Origin of the sequence: Hominibacterium faecale, from assembly GCF_020734085.1 — a bacterium.
Classification (GTDB): Bacteria; Bacillota; Clostridia; order Peptostreptococcales; family Anaerovoracaceae; genus Hominibacterium; species Hominibacterium faecale.
Genome location: NZ_JAJAGH010000006.1, coordinates 139,158 through 155,656, shown reverse-complemented (window position 1 = coordinate 155,656; position 16,499 = coordinate 139,158). Strand labels below are relative to the sequence as shown.

General features: G+C 46.1%; 13 protein-coding genes and 1 pseudogene. 6 read left to right on the top strand and 8 right to left on the bottom strand.

The features are described from left to right. Positions 1-8 precede the first annotated feature (8 nt). A complete protein-coding gene (locus LG211_RS08600; protein ID WP_148395275.1) occupies positions 9-557 on the bottom strand; it encodes a GNAT family N-acetyltransferase in 549 nt (182 codons plus the stop codon). 125 nt (positions 558-682) lie between these two features. On the opposite strand from LG211_RS08600, the gene LG211_RS08595 reads away from it, so the two are divergent. From LG211_RS08595 to LG211_RS08580, 4 genes are all read left to right on the top strand, one after another. Further along, positions 683-2,074: a zinc-binding metallopeptidase family protein gene (locus LG211_RS08595; RefSeq protein ID WP_269477348.1), complete on the top strand. Its 1,392-nt coding sequence runs from the start codon at positions 683-685 to the stop codon at positions 2,072-2,074. A 228-nt stretch (positions 2,075-2,302) separates the two neighbouring features. After that, positions 2,303-3,031, top strand: a complete 729-nt coding sequence (locus LG211_RS08590; protein WP_148395277.1) for a LytR/AlgR family response regulator transcription factor — start codon at positions 2,303-2,305, stop codon at positions 3,029-3,031. A gap of 39 nt (positions 3,032-3,070) precedes the next feature. Continuing rightward, positions 3,071-4,399: a sensor histidine kinase gene (locus LG211_RS20045; protein ID WP_148395278.1), complete on the top strand. Its 1,329-nt coding sequence runs from the start codon at positions 3,071-3,073 to the stop codon at positions 4,397-4,399. Continuing rightward, positions 4,396-5,277: a hypothetical protein gene (locus tag LG211_RS08580; protein ID WP_148395279.1), complete on the top strand. Its 882-nt coding sequence runs from the start codon at positions 4,396-4,398 to the stop codon at positions 5,275-5,277. Before LG211_RS20045 ends, LG211_RS08580 begins: the two co-directional genes overlap by 4 nt. 1 nt (position 5,278) lies before the next feature. On the opposite strand, the gene LG211_RS08575 is transcribed toward LG211_RS08580, so the two are convergent. Continuing rightward, entirely contained in the window at positions 5,279-6,700 is a 1,422-nt protein-coding gene (locus LG211_RS08575; protein ID WP_227755128.1) for an MATE family efflux transporter, read from the bottom strand. 199 nt (positions 6,701-6,899) lie between these two features. On the opposite strand from LG211_RS08575, the gene LG211_RS08570 reads away from it, so the two are divergent. After that, entirely contained in the window at positions 6,900-7,448 is a 549-nt protein-coding gene (locus LG211_RS08570) for a flavodoxin family protein (RefSeq protein ID WP_227755127.1), read from the top strand. On the opposite strand, the gene LG211_RS08565 is transcribed toward LG211_RS08570, so the two are convergent. The 5 genes from LG211_RS08565 to LG211_RS08545 form a co-directional block, all read right to left on the bottom strand. Continuing rightward, a complete protein-coding gene (locus tag LG211_RS08565; RefSeq protein WP_269477347.1) occupies positions 7,445-8,692 on the bottom strand; it encodes an ATP-binding protein in 1,248 nt (415 codons plus the stop codon). The genes LG211_RS08570 and LG211_RS08565 overlap by 4 nt on opposite strands. Before the next feature lie 77 nt (positions 8,693-8,769). Continuing rightward, on the bottom strand, positions 8,770-9,675 hold the full coding sequence (locus LG211_RS08560) for a DUF4340 domain-containing protein (protein ID WP_269477346.1): 906 nt from the start codon (positions 9,673-9,675) through the stop codon (positions 8,770-8,772). 16 nt (positions 9,676-9,691) lie between these two features. Further along, complete coding sequence (locus LG211_RS08555; protein ID WP_269477345.1) at positions 9,692-11,158, bottom strand: GldG family protein; 1,467 nt, start codon at positions 11,156-11,158, stop codon at positions 9,692-9,694. Between the two features lie 12 nt (positions 11,159-11,170). After that, positions 11,171-12,037, bottom strand: coding sequence for an ABC transporter permease subunit (locus LG211_RS08550; protein WP_148395284.1), 867 nt, complete (start codon positions 12,035-12,037; stop codon positions 11,171-11,173). Further along, on the bottom strand, positions 12,009-12,977 hold the full coding sequence (locus LG211_RS08545) for an ABC transporter ATP-binding protein (protein ID WP_269477344.1): 969 nt from the start codon (positions 12,975-12,977) through the stop codon (positions 12,009-12,011). The genes LG211_RS08550 and LG211_RS08545 overlap by 29 nt, the downstream gene beginning before the upstream one ends. Positions 12,978-13,300: 323 nt before the next feature. Here LG211_RS08545 and ilvD point away from each other — a divergent pair. Continuing rightward, positions 13,301-14,917: pseudogene (gene ilvD / locus LG211_RS08540) on the top strand (dihydroxy-acid dehydratase); the annotation flags it as partial. Between the two features lie 83 nt (positions 14,918-15,000). On the opposite strand, the gene LG211_RS08535 reads toward ilvD, so the two are convergent. Continuing rightward, positions 15,001-16,209 carry an MFS transporter gene (locus tag LG211_RS08535; RefSeq protein WP_148395287.1) on the bottom strand — a complete coding sequence of 403 codons (1,209 nt, stop codon included), beginning with the start codon at positions 16,207-16,209 and terminating at the stop codon, positions 15,001-15,003. Between the last annotated feature and the right edge of the window lie 290 nt (positions 16,210-16,499).

Below are 16,499 nucleotides of genomic sequence, written 5' to 3'. Positions count from 1 at the left end.
TTACATAATTAAAGATTATATTTATCATGCACTTTTTCAAAGAATTCGGCTCTCAGCATGGACATGAGATGTAAATCATAATATTTACCGTCTTTTTTGGTAGCGTTTCTGGCTACTCCTTCTTTGGCGAATCCCATCTTTTCGTATAAGGCCGCCGCGCCTTTATTGCCGTTGTAATAATCCAGCGTTACCCGTTCCATATGCAGGAACACAAAGCAGTATTCCAAGAGCTCCCGCATCATTTCTTTGCCATAGCCCTGCTGGCGATTCTCGCTGCCAGCAATGTAAAGTTTTGTAATGTCCAGCGAATCACAGTACCGGTCCAGTCTGGTAATGTAGATCCGTCCGATCGGACGGCGAATTTCCTTTTTTACAACTGTAAACTGCAGTTTGGTTTCATCTAATTTGTCGACGATCCACTCTTCCACCACATCTTTATACGTCCTGTCCTCGTCATAACTGAGAAAGCGGGTCACTTCCGGATCCGTTTCCCACTTGGCAAAATACTCGCAGTCTTCAAATACGGTTTCCCTGATAATTAAGTTTTTCGTCTCCATATGGTCTCCTTAACAGAGATTTATTAAGATTTCGTGAAATCTCTATGAAATCTCTACCTTTACAATTCACTATATGCTATTATTATATAGGATTTCAAATAATAAACAAGGAGAATTTCAAAATTATGAAACGATTTTTTCCCTTCTTTCTGATTTCGACATTTATTGTCGTTTTTCTTCTTTTTACGGGCTGCAGCACGGATAAAGAAAATGCGAAACTATCTGTGAAAGAAAGTCTGAATACCAATTATGAGAGTCTCTCCTCTCAGATGAAAGATTCCACCGATTTTCAGCAACTATCCGATTATCTGAACGAATGGGCAAAGGAAAACGGCATTGATGTCAAGACCAGCAATGATCAATATATTGTGCTTGCAAAACCGGCTTCGGAAGGTTTCGAAGATGCGCAGACCTTTACCGTCCAGTGCCCGATTAATCTGGGTCAAGCAGAAGAAAAAAACGGTGACCTTGAAACTGCTGCTGCCGTGATGGCACTCCTATACAGTTCCGACAGTCACGGAAGCCTGAAGGCGATTTTTACCCTGGAAAAGGATGGAAAACCGGTGGGAGCCAATGCGCTGAGCGATAAGTATTTAAAAACGGATAATTTTATTGTTCTCAATCATGAAGAAGAGCCGGCTTTATATAACAGCATCGCCGCATCCTCCGAAATCATAGCCTCGCAAACGCTTAAGCGGACTTCGCCTCAGTACACAAAGGCTTACAAAATCCAGCTGACAGGAACGGCTTCCAAGAGTCCCTACAAGTATCGGGGCGATTACCCCAATGCCATCAAGACCATCGGCGATCTTCTTGCTTCCTGCAAGAGTTCCAGCGTCCTCTTTGAATTAGCATCCTTTGAAGGGGGAGAAGCATCGGATCTCTACCCCAAAACGGCTGAAGCGGTGATTGTTCTGCAGGAGAACGATGTGGAAAGCTTTACAAAGCGATTTGAAAGCTCCTTTGAAAAAGTTGAAGAATACTATGATGATCTGGAAGAACCCTTTGAATATACAATGATCGAAACAAAAATGCCCGATCAGGTAATTTCCACAAAAGATACGGATAATATTGTCAGTCTCATGTATACAATCATAAATGGCACGTATCTTAAATCTGATAAAGGAGATGTAATAGCGGCTTCCAACATCGGCCGTGTATCGACGAAAAAGGGCCAGTTTAAATTACAGATCAATGCAAAAAGTCTTGAGAACAGTATTCTCGATGAAATGCGTACAATATTTAAAACCACCTGTGGTCTTTGCGATATTAAATATAAAGAAGCCAGTTCCACAGCTCTATGGTACGCTTCAGAAAAGACCCCGCTCTTCAGTGCCCTTTCCACCAGCCCCAAAACAACTCCAGGCGGTACACTGGAAAACCTGGATGGATCTGCGTTTCTTGCAAAGAAAGCCGATTTGAATATGGCAGTCTGGTCAATGAATAAAAAGAGCGCAGAAAAACAACTGAATACTTTAATGGAATATATGAAAACCTTTGGACCTTCTGAAAAGTAAACGAATATGGAGCCGGGTGCGGATTAAAAAGATTCACATCCGGCTTTTTTATTATTCCAGGCTTTTGCTGCAGGATCGTCCAATCGCTTATTTTCGACAGATTTCTTTCGAATCGGACAATTTTACTATATCAATCCCGTTTTTACCATATTCGGCAAAAATAGTTTCTTTGCACCTCCTGGCTTGTATGATAGAATGTATATATCATACAAGCCAGGAGGTTATTTTTTGAATATAGCAATTGTAGATGATTTGGAATCCGAAGCGCAAAAATTGTCAGGTTTGATAAAAAAATATTGTGAGGAGCATTTCATTCCCGTCCAGATTAAGGTCTATAAGAACGGCAATCACTTGATTGATGAACAGCAGCCTTCGTCCTTTGATCTTATTTTTTTGGACATTTACATGCACGACATCAATGGTCTGGATTTAGCCCGCAAATTGCGGGATCAAGGCTATGATAATCTGATAATCTTTTCCACGGTCAGCACTGATTATGCCGTCAATGGCTATTCCGTTCAGGCTTTCGATTATCTGGTAAAACCTTACGATTATAACCGTTTCCACAAGACCATGGATCGCTGTATGGAGGAATTGGCTCATAAAAGTCGCTATATTGTAGTAAAAGAGAGTCGAACCTATGTGAAAATTCGTTTGAACAATATCATATATACCGATTATCATAATCACTATATACAAATCCATACACCTGTACGGGTAGTGAAGAGCTATATGAGCTTTTCCGATTTTTCCAAACTGTTGGAACCTTATCCTCAGTTCCTCAACTGCTATCGGAATTGCATCGTCAACATGGACCATGTCGCCTGTCTCAAGGGTTATGAATTTATCTTGAAAAACGGTGATATTATGCCGATCACCCGTAATCGAAAAACCGATATTAAACAAAAATACGCGGACTACGAATTCTATCGTCTAGAGCAGGAATCCAAGATTTGAACCTGTAATCGTTTTAGAACTTAAAAAGGAGAGCTGCGCGTGTCCCCATTATCGATTATTATCAATATTCTGGAAGAGGATATGCCCTGGCTTCTTCTTTTTTTATTGAGCTTTCGAAACCAGATCCGTTTTGCCATACCTAAAACAATCTTCATTTCCATAGGATATATCAGTTGTGTTGCTATGGTAATTTTCATCAATATTGAAATTGTAAATGCTCCTGAATTCCTTGAATTTTATTCCAAATTCCGCTTTTTATTTTCGCTCTTTCATTTGGTGGGAACCGGATGCATATGCATATTTTTGGTCGCGGCGCGCAAAAGTGCACTCATCTTTTTCGTGCTGGTCATAAAAAATTATCTGGATACTCTTCTGCTCAGCGCCCAGCTCATCAGCATCCTCAGCGGGTGGTCTTTTGACCTGGTGGAGCTGCTCCATCTAATCCTGACCGGACCGCTGGTTTATCTATTTATTAGACGTCTCCTCTGCCCGATCGCCCAGCCGACCTTTTCCATGAAGTTTTGGAACAGTCTCTGGCTCATTCCATTTTCCTTTTATCTAATCTTCCGTCTGGGGATTATAGACGGATACTTTGACCGCCTGTCCCTTTTAGGAACAGCTGCTACTGTTTCGCCCTATATTTGGTTTTTTATTACCTTTATAACCTATTATCTAATCTTGTATATGCTCAGTCAAACGCTGAAACACGCCCGATTAAAGGAAGAGATTCGCCTTGCGCGAGCTCAGGGTCAAATTCGAAAAGCCCTTTATGACCACGACGCCCATCGTACGGAAAAAATTCGTTCCGAAATATTCCTGCCCCTGTCCCAATTGGAAAAGCTTGCCGAATCGAACGATATCCCGGCCATTCGCGCCTATATTCAAAATCGCCTGAATCGGCTTGCTCAGGCGACCGGAGCACCGGTCTGCGAACATTATGAAGTCGATACGATTCTGCGCCATTATCGTAATTTATATGAGGAGAATCAAATTGACCTCACTATGTACGCGAATGTATCCAAAGACATTTTTATATCAAAAATCGACATTTCTATCCTGTTGGGGAACCTGCTGGAGAATGCGCTGCAAGCTTGCCTTGGCCAGTCCGGCGGCGAAAAATTCGTCAAGGTCCGGTTGGAAAGTTCTCAAACAAAGCTGCTTTTATTTATTCAAAACAGCTTCAGCGGAGAAGTCGTCAAAAACGGCAGCGGTTTTGTCTCTTCCCGCCACAGCGGCAGCGGGCTAGGAACAGTTTCTGTACGGAATATCGTCGACAAGTATCAAGGCACTGTGCGATTTTACGATTACGAACAAAAATTTACAGTTCGGGTAATGATTTATAACTACAAGGAGGAGCGTGAACGATGAGCCTGTTTTTTATTATTCTCAGTGAACTGCAAGAGCTGCTACCTTTTTTCATCCTGTTTCTTCTGCCTTTGAAGGATCGGCTGCGGTTTTCCAATCGCATCAACATTCCCTTTGTTTTATTTTACATCATTTTTGTTTTTTGCAGCAGCCGCCACCTTCTTGCCGCAGCTTCCGTCTCCTCCTCCTCTTCTATTTCGATGATCCCTTTTATGGCTCTGGCAGCACTGGTATGCTGTCTGTTTTTCAAAGGAAGAAAGATCATTAATCTTTTTACGCTGTTCATCATCAAAAGCTACACGGATACCCTCTATATTATCGTAAAAACCACCAGCATATTTTCCTTTTTGCAACCTGCTCACACCCGGCTGGAAGCGTTAATCATCGGAAAGGGTATTTTAACATTGGTTACATTTCCGCTTCTCTACATCTTTGTCCTCCGCCTGCTCAAACCGATTATTAATAAAACGGAAAACCTGGATTTCTGGAAATACCTTTGGTTTATTCCCGGCCTCTTTTTCCTATACTTCCAACTGGCGCTCTATTTCATATACGGTGAATTGATCGATTCGGACCAAATATCAACGCCCCTTCTGCCGTCCATTTGGATTTTCGCCACTTTTCTTACCTATTATTTGATCCTGCATATGCTTAACGAGGCGATCGAATCGGCGGAAATAGAAAAAAAGCTCCGCACAGAAGAAATTCAGACGGAGCGTCAAAAGAAACAATATGCAGATCTCTTACAGGAGATGGAAAAAGCCCGTACGGCACGCCATGATCTGCGTCATATCCTGCTGGTCCTGGACAGCTATGCGGAAATAGGCGACATGGAAGCCTTTCGATCCTATCTCCGCCAGATTCTGCAAGACAGAGAATAGCTTAACCCTTCTGCGGGACGGGCTCCTGCCGTGTCAGCTTTTTAAAGGAATGATAGAACAAGGTCCCGGTGGTACAAACCGCACAAAAATCCGCGATTGGTTCAGCCAGAAATACGGCCAGCACCTGATTATTCAAGAACTGGGGCAAAATAAAGATCAGCGGAATCAGCAGAATGATCTTTCGCAGCACTGCCAGAAAAATGGAAGATTTGGCATTCCCCAGCGCAATGAACGTCTGCTGGCAGGCGATCTGTATGCCGAAGAGAAGTGCGGATCCCATATAAATGCGGATAGCCCAAACGCTGATTTCAACCAGATGGGTATCATTGGTAAACATATGTATAAACACTTGGGGCAGAAACATGCAGACCGCCCACAATGCCGTGGAATAAGTCAAGCATGAAATGAGCTGAAGCCGAAATGTTCTTTTTACACGGTGGAAATCCAATGCGCCGTAATTATAGCTGATGATCGGCTGGGCTCCCTGGGTCAGCCCTTGCAGAGGAAGCATGGCAAACTGCATAACGGTTATGAGAATAGTCATAGCCCCCACCGCCAAATCCCCGCCGTACTTGAGCAAGGAAGTATTGAAACAGACAGCAATGACACTTTCTGTGAACTGCATAATAAAAGGTGACAGCCCTAAAGCCATACAAGGAAGGATGATTTTAGCGCTCACCTTCATATGACATAGCCGCAGTTTAAGATATGGTTTTTTTGAAGTAAGGAATCGGAGCACCCAAGCTGCGGAGACCGCCTGTGAAAGGATTGTAGCAAGCGCCGCGCCCTTAACCCCCATGTTCAATGCAAAGATAAAAATTGGATCCAAAATTAAGTTAAGAACGGCTCCGATCAAAACGGTGAGCATGCTGGTCGTGGCATAGCCCTGTGTCGTTATAAAGGCGTTGAGGCCCAAAGCCAGCTGAACGAAAATCGTTCCTATGGCATAGATATTCAGATATTCCAGGGCATAACCGATGGTATTTTCGCTGGCTCCAAACAGCAGCAAAATAGACTTTCCGAAAATAAGAATCGCCGCTGTCAGCGCCAGCGCAACGCAGACCAGCATCACAAAGCAGTTTCCGAGAATGGTTTCAGCCTCTTCCTTCTTTTGGCGGCCCATCATAATTGAAGCCCTCGGCGCGCCGCCCATGCTTACCAAAGCAGCAAATGCAGATACGGCCATGATCACCGGCATGGTGACCCCTACTCCGGTCAGAGCTTTTGCCCCGACCTCTGGGATATGGCCGATGAACATCCGGTCTACCATATTGTATAAAACATTGATGATCTGGGCCGTAATCGCCGGCAGAGCCAGTTTGAAGAGGAGCCGGCCCACAGGCTGGCTTCCCAGCGCGGTTTCTTCTTTTGATTTTATATTCTGCAAGGATTTTCCCTTTTTGACTCTTTCTTTGTCTTTCATGCTTGTCACTCCTGTTCCTTGATTATATTCCTCGACAGAATAGTCTATCACGAAACAAAGGCCGGGGCAACCCTGATGCGTCTTTCAATCGCCTCATGCCTATGTATTTTTGAGGTATTTTTTGAATCTGTCCCAAACCCCTTTTTGCCCGGACGAGAACGTTGTATAATAAGAAAAAACCATTATGGAGGCAAGTGTTATGAGCAAGCATATACTGATCCTTACAGGCAGCCCTCGCCAGGGGGGAAACAGCGATTTGATGGCGGATGCATTTATACGGGGTGCGGAAAGCGCCGGCCACCAGGTCACGAAAATCCAGACCGCCCAGCTGAAGATAAACGGCTGTACTGCATGCGAATGCTGCTACAGCAGCGGCGGAAAGGCTTGTGTACAGAATGATGATTTTAATCAAGTCGCCCAGGCAATGGAACAGGCGGATGCAATTGTGTTCTCCACGCCCATTTACTGGTTTACCTTCCCTACATATTTAAAAGCAGTCATCGACAAATTTTATTCGTTCCTTATTGGAGAAAAGCAGCTGCCTATCCGCGAGTCCATGCTGCTGGTCTGCGGCGAAATGGAGGAAAGCTCCATCTTTGACGGCATCATCAATTCCTATTCCCAGTCCATCTCCTATATGAGCTGGCAGGACCGGGGCTGTTTTTATGTGACCGGAGTCTGCAAAAAAGGCGATATCCTGGCTACTGGGAGTCTATCCCAGATCGAAGAAATCGGCAGGAAGTTTTAAATATACCAGATTGGAAGCTGCAGGATATTTTCTCTCAATGCTCCCGGCTGAGGGCACAAGCAGATAATCGCACCCATCCCACGTTTCTTATCTGGAATCTGATCTAAAATTGTAAAGGCGCTGGTCTGATCTGCGGATACCGAAGCGCCTTTTTTTATCTCAATGGGATAAAGGATGCCGTTGGCTTCAATGATGAGGTCGATTTCCCTTTCTGCCCGGCTATCTCCTTTTATCTTCTTATCCCTTCCCCGATAATAGGATACACAATATCGATAGTCAATGCCTCTGTTTGAATAAGACTTGAGAATTTCCGAAATCACAAAGGTTTCAAAAAATGCTCCGCTCATGGCTCCATTGGCAAGGGTTTCGGGTGTCAGCCATCTGGTGAGATAGGCGGCCAGCCCGGTATCTCTGAAATACACTTTAGGTGTTTTTATTGCCCGTTTTAATACGGATGAAGTAAAGGGTTCTAAAAGATATATAATGCCGGAAGCTTCTAATACGGACATCCATCTTTTGATCGTAGTCTGATCCTTTCCCACTTCATCGGCTATATTGGCATAGTTGACCATCTGGCCGGTTCTGGCAGCAACGGCAATCATGAATTTTCTGAAATCATCCAGATTCTGCACCGCGGATAGCTCGCGCACGTCTCTCTCCAGATAAGTCTTTATATAGCTGGAAAAGAAAGCGGACCACTCCACCTGCGGATCCTGAAGTTCCGGATAACTCCCCCTGTGTATGATTTCCCATATATGATCAAAGGGCTTTACAGTCTTACTTCTCTCCTGCACATATTCCATAGTAGGGACAAAAGGCTCGTGAAACGCATCCCCTTGTATTTCTCTCATGGATAAGCCTGAAAGCTCTATGATGCTCACCCGGCCGGATAAAGACTCCGACGCGTCTTCCATCAGCTCTAAAGGCTGTGAACCGGATAAGCAAAACAGCCCCCGCTCCTGGCTCTGGTCACATTTAATTTTGATATATCGGAAGAGCTCCGGAGTTCTTTGCACTTCGTCATAAATGACAGGAGGAGGGTTCAGCATCATAAACATATTAGGCTGCTCTTTGGCCTGCTCTTCAACAAAAGGATCATCCATCGGCACATATTTCTTTTCTGGGAAAAGTTCTTTGAGCATGGTGGATTTTCCCGTCTGCCTTGCCCCTGCCACCAAGATGCTTTTAAAGGTCTTTTCAGACTGTAAAACGATATCTTCAATACTTCGCTTTACATATTTCATATTCATACTCCTTTCGACAAATCCAGCATATGATACTGGATTTGTCGTATATATCATACTATGAAATGATTGGCTTGTCAAAATTCCTCCAAAAGCTTTTCTGTATCCGAAACAAAGACCTTATAAACCATCTTTGACCCCTTCAGCTGGATATAGGCGTAAAGGGTATCGTTTTCCTGAAAAGTCGACCCCATGTAAAAGACTTGTGTCTTTTCCTTACCGGAATCATCATAAACAGCGGTCATCTCTTTGCGTTTCTTCTGGTCGAGTCCATAATTGCTCAACTCCCCGGAGCTGGTTTTATAGTTGACGCAGGTATCCAGGGAAAGCCCTGACAGCTCGCTTCCATATTCGGACAGGTCCTCATCGTCGCCGGAGCAGCTGACCAGCGTCTTTCCTTTCTGTTTCACAGTAAAAGATTTCAGCGTCTTGCTGTCGATCTCGGGAAAGGTTTCCGTCTGAATCATGGATGCAGTGTCAAAGATCAGCGAATCGAGAATCGTACTGCTGACGGTGAAAACCGTAGTTCCCCCGTCTGCAGTCAGATAATAGTCAGTGCCTGTACTACTGCCGATGTCCACGCTCGTTTCCCTTCCTTTGCCATCAGTAAGTACAACGCTGAAGGCCGGTGATGCCAGCCCGTAATCTTCAATTGCATCCACGCCGGAAAGCTTGCGGTTTCCGGTTATGGTACAGAAAGCGCTGACGGCTTCCTGCGCCAGGCTCTGTTTGAGAGGCAGCGATTCATCCTGCGAATAATACCAGGTATTTTCCTTCTTTTCAAAGGTCACGGTATCGCTGCCATCCGTATAATCAATTTTTTCAATATCCTCCGTATTCAAATCGGTTGCCGTCAACTCTTTGGATGTTTTTTCCGTTTCTGCTTTATAGCTCCAGCTGTTGTATGCTTTCAGGCCTGCGTACAATGCAAGCAGCACCGCCGCTGCCAGGAAAAGAACGGTGATCTGTTTTTTCTTTGTCATATTGATCCCCTCTTTCCTATGCTTTCCTGCGCTTCATCCACAATACAAAACCGATGATCAGCACGATAATTGGAATGATGAAAATCAGAACCACGCTGATATAGCCTCCGTACTGTACTGTATTGTACTGGACCTGCATGCTCTTGGCGTCGATGGACAGATTATCCACATCACCAATGGCAGATGTAATCGCATTCATAAATAAGGTTTTATTTTCCAGGCTTGCAAAGGCTTGCGTGATGGTTTCATCGATGATCGAATTGGATCCAAATACGGTCAAGCTTCCAGTAACGACTTGGTCATCGTCGTTCTCTGCCTGTGCAGTATAGGCTGCCACGGCTCCGATTTGAAAGGTCCCTTGTGTTTCACGATCCTCGGATACGGCATACCCGTCTTCCGAAGTCTGGAGGAAGGAGGAAACAGAGATTTCTTCACTATCCTCGCCCAATTCGAAGCCCCGGCTATTGGCCATAAGGACCATTCCCGTACTGAGGCCGCTGATCATATCGCCGCTGCCGGTCACATTGGGGAAAATGTAATAATAGTTTCCCTGATAGCACCGCTGCATATCTGCGATATATCCCTCCTCCATGATGATTTTATAGTCAGCCAGAAGGTTGATCAAATTCCCGGTTTCCGGCCCCTGCTCTGCCATGAGCACCATCACTTTGCCGCCCTTTTTGATATATTGATCCAGCTTGCTGCTTTCCCCTTCCGTCAAATCCGACGAAGGTCCGTTGAGCAGAAGCAAGTCGCAGTCCTCTGGAATTGAATCGTCCATCAACAGATTGAGCGCTTCTGTCGTCATACCGGATTTGTTCATCAGATTTGTGATCGCCGAGGAAAGCTCCGCTTCTCCATGGCCGGAAGTAGTATAGATTTTCTTGGTTTCCCGGCCTGTTACCTGATTGATGGCCCCGGTCAGCTGACCTTCCCCATCAAAGGATAATAAAGAGCTGTCGCTGCTGCCGGTATAATAATAAGACGTATCTTGCACCAAAATATCGGAAAAGCTGATGGCCTCTGAAAGTCCCGTATCTTCACATTCCACGACAATCGTCTGTGCCTGAGTATCATATTGGGTGAGAACCGACGGATGAAGAACCGGATCAATGGTAGTCATTTCAATATGTTTGGATAAAGACTTGTATTTCTCCAAAAAGGTTTTGAGCCGGTCATCGATGGAATCCTCTTCGGCGATCACGGTGATCTTGATATCGTGATTCAGGTTCTTTAAAAAGGTCTTGCTGGTCTTGGATATTTCATAAATCCTGTTGGTGCTGATATCCAGATTGCGGACGGAAGAAGGCAGCTGACCTGCCATGAGATTGATGATGATGGCGATTACCAGGACCAGGATGATTGCAGCCACACTGTAGGCTCCGTGTCTGGATGTTAAGGTAGAGAACGAAGCTTTTACAGCATCTTTGCTCAAAAGATGTTTCTTTGGCTTTAATTTTTTTATGATCTTCATATGTTTCATTTGCTGCACCCCCTAACTCCAACGCCTTTTTTCAATGCTCTGTACCGTCAGGAACCCGAATACAAAGATGACAGTTAGCTGCAAAATCACGCCAGTAACATCAAAAATTTGATTAAAAGCCGCATTGTTAAAACCCTGGGCCAGGTTCAGGCTGCCCAGCAGGTTCTTAATCAAGCCCTCAAAGAGTGATGAGTTGAAAATGCAAGTGATTATGGCTGCTGCAGCAATAAGAAATGCAATGGCAGAGCCGAGAAAGCGGTTTTTCGTCACGTGAACGATGACAGCCGCAAGTCCGAGGCCGATGGCCAGCACAAAGATAAAGTTGGCCGCTGCTCCGTCGGGCAAATAATCAGTCAGGTATTCCCAGATATAGAGGATGAGCGTTGCCGCAAAGGTGCTGACCGCAGCGATGATCGGGCTTTCGGTCAAGCTGGAGAAGAACATGCCAATGGAAATAAAGGAGCATCCCAGCAGGAAAAATTGCAGAATGGAACAATAGTCCGCCAGCAGATAGGCATTTCCCTGCGCCTTGATAATCAATGGAAATAAGCAGAAAATCAGATTAGGAATCAGGTATACGGTACACATAGCTAAATATTTGCCGGCTACCACCTGGCGGATTTTCACAGGTGAGGTAAGCAGCAGCTGATCGGTCCTGCTCTTTCTCTCCTCTGCAAAGGAGCGCATCGTCAGCACTGGAATCAACACCAGCAGTACCAGCATGATCGCCGATAAGGTATAAGAAAAGTAGGGATAGCCCTGGTTGAGGTTATAGAGCATAAAATAAACCCCTGTAAAAGTGACGAGGAACGCGATCAGTGCATATCCGGTCATGGAACGAAAAAAAGAACTAAGCTCTTTTTTGTATACGGCTTTCAATTGCTCCGCCCCCTTCCTGAGTCAGCTTGAGATAGACATCTTCCAATGTGCCTTTTTCCTCATAAAGGGAAAGGAGCGGGTAACCTTCCCCGGCAAAAGCAAAGAATAAGGCTTCCCGGATGTCAGCTCCCTTTTGTGCAGTTACAGCCGCCTGATAAAGCTGCTCGTCTTTTTTCGTAAGCGTATAGTCTTTGACAAACCGTACCCGGGACAGAATCTCTTTAATTTTTTCCACCGATCCCCTGGCTTCCAGCTTAATGAGGCCGGTACCTAAGAACAGTCGTTCCAGATTTTCCGGCGTATCCTGGGCCACCAGCTTTCCCTTTGCGATGATAAGGATATAGTCGCATAGCTCCTGGACTTCCGCTAGAATGTGGGAGCTGAGAATAACCGTATGATTTTTGGCCAGGCTGCGGATCAGCTGGCGAATCTCAATAATCTGCTGGGGATCCAGCCCTACCATGGGTTCATCCAAAATAATAGTTTCCGGAAATCCCAACATGGCCTGGGCCAGCCCTACTCTCTGCCTATAGCCTTTGGATAAATTGGCAATCAGCCGGTCCGCGGTCTGGTTCAGTTTGATCCTGCCCATGATGACCTCGGTCTGTATCTTGCGCTCTTCTTTGGAAAGGCCCTTTAATTCCGCTGCAAAGTTCAGATATTCCCCCACGGTCATATCCATATAAACAGGCGGCATCTCCGGCAGATATCCCACGGATTTTTTGAATGCCTCCGGGTTTTTGAGTATATCAAAGCCGTTGATCGTCACCTCCCCTTCTGTGGCTGCCAGATAACCGGTCATAATATTCATGGTTGTACTCTTACCTGCTCCATTGGGACCTAAAAAGCCGTAAATCCTGCCCTTATCAATCGAAAAGTTCAGGTTGTCTACGGCTATGTGGCTGCCATACTTTTTTACAAGGTTTTTCACTACTATCACGTTTTCATATTCTCCTTCCTTAGATTGCATCTGCCTAAGGATAGCGCTTTTATGTAAACTCCTGATAAAGATGATCCGTTGATTTGTTGTTGTTTTTGTGAATGGATCTCCTTATTCACTCGGTGGAAAAAGTCCCATTTTGATGTACTTGCGCATCAAAACCAGTCTTTGCATCAGACATTGCAGTCTAAACCTGTAAAGGATCGGCATCAGGGCTTTTTTATGCGAATCACGATATGAACTGTTAAAAGGAGATGACTTTATTTATGGATCGAAAAAACATCTTAAACAATCGGGAATAATTTTCACTTAACCGCAGCGTTTATAAGGCTATGGGGTACAGCGACGAGGATTTGCAGCGTCCGGTTATCGGCATCGCCAATGCCTGGAGCACGCTGGTTCCAGGACACTTTAACCTGCGGCAAGTCTCTGACTATGTGAAGCAGGGAATCTATCGGGGCGGCGGGACTGCTGTTGAGTTTGGAACCATTGGCTGCTGCGACGCGTTGGGGCAAGGACATGAAGGCATGCATTACATTCTCCCCTCCCGGGAGCTGATCGCCGGCAGCATCGAAGTAATGGCTCAGGCTCATAATTTGGCCGGGCTGGTCCTCCTCGGTTCCTGCGACAAAATAGTTCCGGGCATGTTAATGGCGGCAGCTCGCCTGGATATTCCCTGCATCCATCTTCCTGGCGGACCGATGCTGGGCGGCGAAGTAACCTTCCACGGCCGCAAATCCGATATGACTGCCATTGATGAGGGGCTGGGCGCTCTGCGCGCAGGAAAAATCAGCCGGGAAACCTTTGAAAAACTGGAAGAAGGCTATTGTTCTTCCTGCGGTTCCTGTTCTTTTTACGGAACAGCCAATACCATGTGTACGCTGAGCGAGGCTCTTGGCATGGCCCTGTCCGGCGGCGCTATGACGCCGGCTGTGCATCCCGACCGTCTGAGGCTGGCGCAGAAAACGGGCGAGGCGATTTGTAATCTGGTGATAAACGAGATCACAGCGAGAAACATCATTACCCGCGATGCTGTTGAAAATGCAGTCCGGATTTGCCTGGCTACCAGCGGATCAACCAATGCAGTCATGCATTTATCCGCCATCGCCTATGAAGCAGAGCTTGACATGAATGTCCTTGAAACCTTTGAAGCCTACAATAAGGAAACACCCGTTATTGCCCGCGTATATCCGGCCTGTAATGCGGATATGAACGATTTGTTTCTTGCCGGCGGCGTTCCGCGAATTCAGCAAAATCTCCTGCCTCTGCTCCATGGCCAAGCAATGACCGTAACCGGCAGGCCGCTGTCAGAAAATCTGAATGCTTATGTTTACCGCTATGAAAAAAATCCCGACTGCATCACGACCTTGGATGCTCCCTTTGAAAAACAAGGCGGCCTGCAGATTATGCGCGGAAATCTGGCGCCAATGACCGCGGTCACAAAACCAGGGGCCATCGATCCGTCCGCCCGCAGATTCACAGGTACGGCCCTATGCTTTGATTGTGAAGAGGATGCCAATCGAGCAATCCTCAGCGGCTTCATTAAAGAAGGCACGGTTATCGTAATCCGCTACGAAGGCCCGAAAGGCGGTCCGGGGATGCGGGAAATGTATAAGTCTATGAAATATCTCAATGGGATGGGGCTGGCTAAAACCGCCGCTCTCATAACCGACGGTCGTTTTTCCGGAACCAACAACGGCTGTTTTGTCGGACATATTTCACCGGAGGCCGCCAGCGGCGGACCCCTGGCTATCGTACAGGACGGAGATATCATTGAAATCGACTGTATCAGTGGAAAGCTGGAACTGAAGGTCAGTGAAGAGGAAATCAAGCAACGCCTGAAGACCTGGGTTCCAAAAAAGCCCAAATTCAAGAAAGGATATCTGTCCAGCTATGCCCGCATGGTTTCTTCCGCTGCAGAAGGCGCGATTATTGGGTAGTTTACGGCGCAGGTTTGATTGACAGCAAAAGACGGGGATGCCGTATGAATGCGGTGCCCCGTCTTTTCTTTGCTTCTTGTTGTTCATTTTCTGTCATAGAGTGCCATCACTGCCGTCACTGCCACGATCGCAACCCCAGAGACTAGAAACCAAAAGGCGACGCCCAGCTTTTCCGCGCAGGGCCCGGCGATGAGAAGCCCAAGGGGCATGGCCAGCGACATGACGCTTCCCAGTAGAGAAAAGGCCCGCCCCAGAGATTTGGGGTCTATAGTTTCCTGCATATAGGTCATGACCGGAAGGCCATAGACATTTCCACAGGCGCCCATGATCAGGCAAAGTCCCGCGAAAATCCAAAAGAAGCCGTAGCTTGCCGGCAGAATGCCGCAAAGCAGGGTTACTGCTCCCAGCCAGAAAATCCCCATTCTCGCCAGCCGCAGCCGATTGGTCTTTTGGAAGAACTGTCCAATGACCAGTGCCGATACCATCATCCCCGCCGCATAGAGGAATTCCACAATTCCCGCATGAAATGCATTTACCTTGAAATAACTGCTGCTCATAAGCGGATAAAGAGATGAAAGCGGCATAAAGAAGATCATACTGATCGCTGCATTGATCAACAGATGAAGCAGTTTTGCGTCTGCTCGAAAAACCGCGATTCCTTCCTGAAATTCCCGTTTGAAGTTGGGATATTCCGAGCTGTTTGATTTTGGTTCGGTGATTTTAATCACGGCTACAGTTGTACATGCCACCACTGCCCCCAAAAGGTCGGTCAGCAGGATCACCGGCATGGAAAATGCTCCGAAGAGAAATGCTCCGAATACCGGCCCCAGCATGAATGCTCCCGACTGCATGAACTGGCTCCAGCCGTTGGCCTTCATCAGCTCTTGCGAAGGTACCAGCATGGGGATCAGCGCCTGAATGGCCGGAGTATGGAAAACGCCGCCCACCGCCCTGATACCCAGCACCAGGCAAACCGACCATATTGGCGGACTGCCGATGAAAAATACGATTGCAAATGCTGCAGCTACCAGTCCCACAAAGAGATCGGCGGCAATTACGACTGTTTTTCGTTTGCGCCGGTCAATCCAGACACCTGCAAAGGGTCCCAAAATCAGCTGGGGCAAAAATGCCACCAGGCCTGCCAATGACATCATCAACGGCGAGTCCGTTTCAATCGCCATCCACCAGATCATGGCAAACTGCACAGCAGAGCTGCCAATCAGTGAAACAGTCTGTCCAATGGCGATCGTAAAAAATTTCTTCTTCCATTTTATTGGTTGTATTTCGTTCATATATCCTCCTGTCTGTTTCTTGTATTGCTTTTAAAAAGCGGCTGGGCAAGAAAAAATGCAGACAGTTCCCACCGGGACTTTGTCTGCACAAGAATAGACGATATGAACCCATAGATGCACATTTATGGGCAAAAGAATCGCATTGATATCGTTCCATTCGAAAATAAGTACAGCAAATCAGCTCACCGGCGTGAGTCTCTCATTTTTTATTGCTTCTTATTTAATACGAATGGAATAAATCATCAATACACCTCCCTTTGTTTTAGCTTAGAAAACTATACTATTGTCAT